Annotated in this window: 7 protein-coding genes and 1 pseudogene; 6 read left to right on the forward strand and 2 right to left on the reverse strand. The window is 63.3% G+C overall.

The genetic code is table 11. The features are described 5' to 3' along the window. Positions 1-184 precede the first annotated feature (184 nt). The 5 genes and pseudogenes from PG879_RS07530 (at position 185) to PG879_RS07550 (ending at position 4,073) form a co-directional block, all read left to right on the forward strand. On the forward strand, positions 185-1,123 hold the full coding sequence (locus PG879_RS07530) for a DUF2157 domain-containing protein (RefSeq protein WP_180911026.1): 939 nt from the start codon (positions 185-187) through the stop codon (positions 1,121-1,123). Then, positions 1,116-2,123 carry a DUF4401 domain-containing protein gene (locus PG879_RS07535; protein WP_270662843.1) on the forward strand — a complete coding sequence of 336 codons (1,008 nt, stop codon included), beginning with the start codon at positions 1,116-1,118 and terminating at the stop codon, positions 2,121-2,123. Before PG879_RS07530 ends, PG879_RS07535 begins: the two co-directional genes overlap by 8 nt. After that, complete coding sequence (locus PG879_RS07540; RefSeq protein ID WP_210557291.1) at positions 2,120-2,614, forward strand: GDYXXLXY domain-containing protein; 495 nt, start codon at positions 2,120-2,122, stop codon at positions 2,612-2,614. The genes PG879_RS07535 and PG879_RS07540 overlap by 4 nt, the downstream gene beginning before the upstream one ends. 191 nt (positions 2,615-2,805) lie before the next feature. Next, positions 2,806-3,514, forward strand: a pseudogene (locus tag PG879_RS07545) (substrate-binding periplasmic protein). Between the two features lie 280 nt (positions 3,515-3,794). Next, positions 3,795-4,073, forward strand: coding sequence for a hypothetical protein (locus PG879_RS07550; protein WP_029314742.1), 279 nt, complete (start codon positions 3,795-3,797; stop codon positions 4,071-4,073). A gap of 102 nt (positions 4,074-4,175) precedes the next feature. On the opposite strand, the gene PG879_RS07555 is transcribed toward PG879_RS07550, so the two are convergent. Both PG879_RS07555 and PG879_RS07560 read right to left on the reverse strand, forming a co-directional pair. Continuing rightward, complete coding sequence (locus PG879_RS07555; protein ID WP_039041204.1) at positions 4,176-4,463, reverse strand: hypothetical protein; 288 nt, start codon at positions 4,461-4,463, stop codon at positions 4,176-4,178. An 86-nt stretch (positions 4,464-4,549) separates the two neighbouring features. Then, positions 4,550-5,608, reverse strand: a complete 1,059-nt coding sequence (locus tag PG879_RS07560) for a GGDEF domain-containing protein (RefSeq protein WP_270829982.1) — start codon at positions 5,606-5,608, stop codon at positions 4,550-4,552. A gap of 1,279 nt (positions 5,609-6,887) precedes the next feature. Between PG879_RS07560 and PG879_RS07565 the strand changes: the two genes are divergently transcribed. Beyond that, a complete protein-coding gene (locus PG879_RS07565; protein ID WP_270829983.1) occupies positions 6,888-7,286 on the forward strand; it encodes a DEAD/DEAH box helicase family protein in 399 nt (132 codons plus the stop codon). Positions 7,287-7,342 lie beyond the last annotated feature (56 nt).

Genomic DNA, 7,342 nt, shown 5'->3' on the forward strand with positions numbered 1-7,342 from the left:
CACTGATCGCCACCGCCGCCCCGGATGTCCTTCAGGCCCCCTCCTCACGGCGGGGGCCTTTTTAGTGCAAAGACATGGCCCCGTGCCGCGACCTGTGTCGCAGCGCCGACGGCGCCCCTGCCCCAAGACGCGTCGCCGTGCCATAATGCCTTATCTTTCAGGCATCACGGCTTCAGGAGCCCCCATGCACCTCACCTCAAGACAGACCCTGCTCGACTGGGTCAGGCGCGGCCGCCTGCCACGGGCCTCGCTGCCTGCCGCCCTGGCCCTGTGCGATCTGCCCCCCGGCCCTGCCCGCTGGCAGTGGCTGTTCGACAGGCTGCTGCTCTGGCTCGGCTGCCTCTGCCTTGGCGCCGGCCTCGTCTTCTTCGTCGCCTTCAACTGGCAGGCCCTTGGGCGCCTCTCACGTCTCGCCCTGCTGGAGCTGCCGTTGCTCGCCATGCTCCTGGTGCTCTGGCGCAAACCCATGAGTGATACCCCGCGCCAGGCCCTGCTGCTGGCCCTGGCCCTCAACCTCGGCGCCCTGCTCGCCCTGGTGGGCCAGACCTACCAGACCGGCGCCGACTCCTGGCAGCTCTTCGCCACCTGGGCCCTGATGCTGCTGCCGCTGGCGGCCCTTGGCAGAAGCCCGCTGCTCTGGACCCTGGCCTGGCTGCTCGGTCAGCTCGCCCTGGTGCTCTACTGGCGGCTCGGCCTTCTCGATCTCTTCTTCTCCTTCAACGAGGAGGCCCTCGGCTGGTGCCTGACCCTGCTCAACGCCGCCCTCTGGGGTCTGCTCATCCTGGTGCCCGCCCGCTACGCCCTGATGCCCTCCTGGCTCGCGGGGCTGGCCGCGGGGCTCGGCATCACCCTGCTTACCCTGCTGGCCCTGTTCGATGCCGCCTCTCCCTGGGTCTGGCCTGCCTGGCTCGCCTGGCTCGGCGCCGCCTACCTGCGCTGGCACCACAGGTTCATCGCCGGGCTCGCCATGGGGTGCCTGAGCCTCATCGCCGTGATCCTCGCGGCCCTTGGCAAGTGGATGGAGCCGGACATGAACGGCTTTTTGCTGCTGGCCCTCATCGCCATCGGCCTGTCGGTGATGGCCAGCCGCTGGCTGCAACAACAACGGAGGCAGCATGTCTGATCTCACCCCCTGGGAGCGCCTGCGTGCTGCCCAACTTGTGGAAGGGGATGCCCCCCGGGATGAACAGCCCCACTGGTCGGGCCGTTTTCTGCTCGGCATGGTGGGCTGGATAGCCGCCCTCTTCCTGCTCTTCTTCCTCTTCATGGCCTTCGAGCAGCTGACCCGCGACCCCAACAACGCCCTCACCATGGGGATGGTGCTGATGGCCGCCGCCCTCGGTCTCAACCGCATGGCGACCCGCAGCGATCTCTGGGATCAGTTCGTGCTGGCGCTGGCGCTGGCGGCAGATGCCTGGCTGCTCTACGGCCTGCTGGACAGGCTGGATCTGAACGTCGCGTGGCTCTGGTTCGGTCTGACCGCCTTCTCCCTCGGGGTGGCCGTCCTGTTCGAGCACTGGCTGATCAGGCTGTTCCACAGCTTCGCCGCCGCCATCCTGCTCACCCTCGCCCTCGCCTGCCTCGGCCTGCACCTGCTGGCCCTGCCGCTGGTGATGGGCGCCGTCGCCCTGTGCTGGCTGCAGGCGGAGCGCGATCCCGCCCGCCATCTGCTCTATGAATCCCTCACCCTGGGGCTGGCACTCTCCCTGCTGGTGCTGGGACGGCTGCACCACCCCCTGTGGGAGGGAGGCACCAGCGTGCTCAATGAGCTCGGCAGCTCCCGCCTGCCCCTCTGGCTCAATCCCCTGCTCTGCGCCGCCCTGCTGCTCGCGGTCATGGTTCGCCTCAGGCTGCCGCTGCGCTACGGGCTGCCGCTGGTGGTGATCAGCGCCATCATTCCCGGCATGGGGGCTGGCGCCCTGGTGCTGGTGCTCGGCTTCTACGCCGGCAGCCTGGCCCTGATGACCCTGGCAGGCCTCCTGCTGCTCGGCTTTGGCTCCCTCTATTACTACGATCTGGGGCTGACCCTGATGACCAAGTCCTGGCTGCTGCTCGCCTCGGGGGCCCTGCTGCTCGGTACCCGTCAGTGGCTCAAGCACCTTCACCACAGGAGCCCCTCATGAGACGCCTCGCCTTTTTGCTGACCGGTCTTGCCCTGCTCGCCGGCATCAACGCCACCGTCTGGCGCTTCGAGCACGCCATGAGCCAGGGGGAGGTGGTGCTGATCGAGCTGGCACCGGTCGACCCCCGCTCCCTGATGCAGGGGGACTACATGCGCCTGAACTACGCCCTCGCCCGCCAGCTGGCGGGCCGCCAGGCCGCCGTCGGCCCCCACACCCTGGTCGTTCGCCTGGATGAACATCAGGTTGTGCACTGGGTGGAAGGGGGCAAGCCCGAAGCCCCTGGCCCGGGGGAGCGTCTGCTCAAGGTGCGCCAGCGCGACGGCCAGTGGTTTATCGGGCCTGACGCCTTCTTCTTCGAAGAGGGCACGGGAGATCAGTATGAGTCGGCCCGCTACGGCGAGTTTCGCCTGCAAGAGGATGGCAACACCCTGCTGGTGGGGCTGAGGGATGAGGCGTTCACCCCCCTGGGTCACACCCGCCCGGCCTGGTAAAAAGGGGGCGCCGACCCGGTTGTGAGTGGCAAGATGATGACGGCCCCCGGCGGATAACGCCTGCGCCGGGTGGCGAAACGCCGTGACTTGGCAACACTTGAAACTGGGCACTCGGCAGCAGGACAGTCAGGATGAACATAGACATTGCAGTCCCCCTTCGCAGACTGGTCGCCTGCGCCGCCCTCGCGGCCATGGTCTGGGGCACTCCCGCGACCCAGGCCAGCCCGGCGCTCGCCAGCCTGCACTACCTCACCGAAGAGTACAAACCCTACAACTTCACCGGGGAGGATGGCGCCCCGACCGGCTTTGCCATCGACCTGCTGCACCTGGTGTGGCAAAAGACCGGCACCCCTGTCCAGCCCGTCAGCATCCTCCCCTGGGCCAGGGGTTACTACCTGCTGACCCAGAAACCCAATGTGGTGCTCTTCTCCACCGCCCGCACCGAGGCACGCAATCCCCTGTTCAAGTGGGCCTGCCCCATCGGCTATGCCGAGATAGTGCTGATGGGGCTCGCCAGTCGCCCCTGACCCTGACCAGGCTGGAAGATGCCCAGCGCTACACCATAGGCGCCGTGAGATCCGATGTGGGGGAGCAACTGCTGCTCAACGCAGGCTTCGACGAGCAGAAGATCATGACCGCCAACCGCCTCTCCCAGGCCCTGCGCATGCTCACCTCAGGCCGGGTCGAGCTGATTTCCAGCAACAAATCCACCCTGCTGGATCTCATCAAGACCCAGCAGCTGGATCCCGCCCAGTTCGAGGTGCGCTGGATGTTGAGCTCCGAGCAGTACTGCTTCGCCTTCAGCCACCCGGTTGACGATGCCCTGGTCAGGGAGTTCCAGATCGGCCTGACCCAGGTGCTGGCCAGCAGCTCCAACACAAATACTTCCCCTCCCCCTGACCCCTTCCCCCTCCGGGGCCGCCAAGGCCCCGGCCCGCCTTTGAGCCAGCGCACGAAACCCGTTTAATGTTCACCACTTGCAACGACAAGGGGTGACGCAGACCGTCCCGGGTCCGTAATATAGGGTGTAGGATCCTGTTGGCCCCTTTTTCACGGCAAGGGGCAGGGCGCACGGTGGCAGCGACAGTCAGGGGCGGCAGCGTGCCCACCGACCGCCTTCATCGGGCAGCGCCGCGCTCACGCCCTTCCCCGCCATCTCTCCGATCTCTTGGGAACACACATGCACAACACAGCGAAATGGTTGATGAGTCTCTCGGTCTGCGCCCTTCTGATGGCCTGCGGCGGTGACAAGACCACCGGCAAGGCCTGTCTCGGGTCAAACAACGACACCCTGGTGGAGGGGATGCAGGACAAATGCAAGGCGGGGGACATTGTCGCCACCAAGCACCCGGCCTATTTCTGCGATTTCAACTACGCGGTCACCTTCAACAGCTACAACTCCGCGATTTGCGTCTACTCCGGCGGTCTGAAACCGGAGAGAACCACGGAAAAATCATAACTGGCGACCCATTTACCCAGTCTGACACGAAGAAGGCGGCAGTATATGTGGTCGATGCCCGAGCGGCGGTGCCGCGCAGGCCATCCGGGGGCGGCTTCGCCCCTATTTCACCCGCATCAGACGGTGATGCTGCCCGGCGCACTCGAGCTGGAGCACCTGGGATCGGGCCATGGCTTCCACCCTGGCCAGCATCTCGGCGCTGTAGCCCTTGCGGCGCATCCATTGCAAGGGCTCCTCGAAGCCCCCTTCGTTGACCACGAAGGTATCTGTGTAGGACTCCTTGACGATGCTGACCACCCAGATGCGCTGCTGAAACTCGCAGAGTCCGGCCACCAGGGTGGCCGCCCGCCCGGCAAGGGCGCGCACACGGCGGGCAAGAAGATGAACCATGGTATGGGCTCCGAACTGATAAAAGGGAAAACAGACTGGCACCCGGGTGGACGCGCCACCCTGTGCCCTCTCAACCCGCCCCGCTGCTATCGCGGGGCAGACACCTGACTGGAAGGAGGCGGGTTCCCGCCCTCCCCTGCGGCCCGGCGCTGGCGCTTGACCGCATACATGCTCGCATCGGCCCGGTTCAGCGCCTCCTCGACGCTGACCTCGGCCGGCATCACGGCCACCGCCCCCACGCTGGCACCGGGATAATGGATCACCTTGTCCCCCACCGGCAGTGACAGCACGCTGTGCTCGAACAGGCGCTGGCGAAACGCCGCCACCGCCCCGTCCAGCGTGTCGGCGTCCGGGAAAGGCCCCATGCCCACGGCCACGAACTCGTCCCCCCCAAAGCGGGCCAGCAGATCGCCGCCACGCAGGGTCTCGCTCAGTTGCCGCGCCATGGCGGTGAGCAGCCTGTCCCCCGCCTCGTGGCCATACTCGTCGTTGATGGCCTTGAAGCCATCGAGATCCACAAAGGCGATGAGCACCGGATGCCCCGCCCGCTCCGACAACGAGAAGAGGCGGGTGAGCTCCAGCATCAGGGCGCGGCGGTTGGGGAGCCCGGTGAGGGGATCGGAGAGGGCCAGGCGCGAGAGCTCGTCGTTGGCCTGCTGCAATTGCCGCAGCAGTTGCTCCCGCTCCACCTGTTCGGCAATCAGGTGCGCGAAGAAGGCGATGAGCTGCTGCGCCCCCGCCACCGCGGGTTTTTGTTCGGTACTGGCGCCGCACAGGGTGCCATAGAGGGAGCCGGTCGAGGTGCGCACCGGGCTGCTCAGATAGGAGCGAATGCCGAGCTCGCTGGCCGCCTGGGAGTCCCCCCACAGAGCGGCGACGTCATCGGTGTAACCAATCTCTTCGTCGATGGCACGGCGACACAGGGTATCGCTCCACTCCACCGTCATCCCCTCGGGGATCTGCAGCCCGGCCACATTGCGGGCAAACAGAACATGCTGGCTGCTTTGCCCGAGGTCAATCTCGGTGAGATAGGTCGACTCCAGCCCGGTCACCGACGCCAGCATTTCCAGCAAAGGGCGGGTCAGACTCTCCAGATCCCGCGCCTTGATCACTTGCTCCGAGAGCGCCAGCAATAACTTGTCCATGCCTACCTCCACAACTGCGTGCATCTGATGGGCGACCACCTTAGCCAACTCGGGGCGGGCCCGACAAGCGGGAGACCACGATTGACCGGGGGAAAGATCGATTTGTTCACATTTTGGCATAACCGGACCCCAAGCGGCGTCGCCATGCGAAACGGCGTCGCCATGCGAAACGGCGTCGCCATGCGAAACACAGGGACACAACCCTGCCCTCGCCCCTGGGTGCCGGGTCGATTCCCGCCGCGTATTCGCCCACGGTCACCATCCCCTCTCCCCTTGGGGGAGAAGGTCAAGGTGTGGGGTCACTCGCCGTCATTTGGCATTGCTACGCCTCTAGGGTCGGTAGGGTCGGTAGGGTCGGTAGGGTCGATTAGCGAAGCGTAATCGTCCGCGGTAACCATCCCCTCCCCCCTTGCGGGAGAGGGTTAGGGTGAGGGGTCGGTAACGTCATTGCCTGGCGAATGCCGCCCCACGTGTGAATGGCATGGCTTCGCCATGCAGGACACGAGGACTCCGTCCTCGACGGGGTTTCGCCCGCCAGCCTCGGAGACTTCGGTTTGCTCCCCTCTCACCTTGGGGGAGAGGGCTAGGGTGAGGGGTGGGTAACGGCATTGCTTGGCGAAATATCGCCGTCTAATTGGCATGGCTTCGCCATGCAGGACACGAGGACTCCGTCCTCGATGGGGTTTCGCCGCCGCTGCGCGGCTTGGCGAGTGACTTTTCTTTGCGTGGCCAAAGAAAAGTCACCAAAAGAAAGGCCACCCCTACTTGTTCGCCCTCCTGCGTCGGGTTCCCTCGGCTCGGGCAAAAGGTCTGGCAGAACGACGCAGACGGTACATCCCTGTACCGCCTGCGTCTGCGCCGTCGTCCATGACGGCGCTCCTGACCTTGTGCCCTCACCTCGGCGAACAACAGGGGGGCAACACCCAACCCGCAGCACCGAGGCCAGTTAATTGACCATGACCTTGTGTTTGCGGGGTCAGGGTCGGGAGGGCTGTTCTCTCAGAGCCAACCCCTCGCCCACCCCATGGCGAGATCAGATTGTCGCACCTATGCAACAGACCTCATCAAGATGGTTGCATAGGTGAAAAAATCTTGGTGAGTACAGCGACAAGTGGTAGATATGCCTATTGGGAAACAGCTTTATATCGAATGCCCGACAGTGAGTATTTCACCGTAATAACACCTTATTTCTCGAACGTCCGATTACGCCTCACAATCGAATACAACAGGTTTATCTATAGGTATTTATATATAAAACATCTAAAGCAAGGACTATAAGATGGCTTCACTTTTTGAAAAAAACATAGGAAATAGCTCGTTAAGCTGGCTACCTCTTGACGAGATCGATCAGTCTTGCGATGAAATATTCAATTCTTGGTGTTCTGCAAGTTTTTTATTTAAAGAGCTAGATGATAGCAAAAAAACAAAAGGGCTTAGGCCACCTCAAATTGGTGGCATTTTTGCCGCGCTTGGGTTTGCCAAATCAGAAGAAAAAGCAGCAGCAACGATTGTAATGCCCACAGGAACAGGTAAAACAGAGACAATCCTCTCCATCGTTGTTGCTGGAAAATTCAAAAAAACACTAGTCATTGTCCCCTCTGATGCTTTACGAGAGCAGACAAAAGAAAAATTTATACACCTTGGCTTACTTCGACAACTAAATAGCTGTTCCGAATAGTAGATCACCGGAGGAAGGGAACTCAGTCCAGTTTGTGCGATCTGATTAGTCGCTAA

Origin of the sequence: Aeromonas sp. QDB63 (assembly GCF_027707425.1) — a bacterium.
GTDB classification, from domain to species: Bacteria; Pseudomonadota; Gammaproteobacteria; order Enterobacterales; family Aeromonadaceae; genus Aeromonas; species Aeromonas caviae.

Excerpts from the sequence above, each read along its gene's own strand:
- PG879_RS07560 (WP_270829982.1), bottom strand. The coding sequence starts at position 5,608 with ATGGACAAGTTATTGCTGGCGCTCTCGGAGCAAGTGATCAAGGCGCGG.
- PG879_RS07550 (WP_029314742.1), top strand. The coding sequence starts at position 3,795 with ATGCACAACACAGCGAAATGGTTGATGAGTCTCTCGGTCTGCGCCCTT.
- PG879_RS07540 (WP_210557291.1), top strand. The coding sequence starts at position 2,120 with ATGAGACGCCTCGCCTTTTTGCTGACCGGTCTTGCCCTGCTCGCCGGC.
- PG879_RS07535 (WP_270662843.1), top strand. The coding sequence starts at position 1,116 with ATGTCTGATCTCACCCCCTGGGAGCGCCTGCGTGCTGCCCAACTTGTG.
- PG879_RS07530 (WP_180911026.1), top strand. The coding sequence starts at position 185 with ATGCACCTCACCTCAAGACAGACCCTGCTCGACTGGGTCAGGCGCGGC.
- PG879_RS07565 (WP_270829983.1), top strand. The coding sequence starts at position 6,888 with ATGGCTTCACTTTTTGAAAAAAACATAGGAAATAGCTCGTTAAGCTGG.
- PG879_RS07555 (WP_039041204.1), bottom strand. The coding sequence starts at position 4,463 with ATGGTTCATCTTCTTGCCCGCCGTGTGCGCGCCCTTGCCGGGCGGGCG.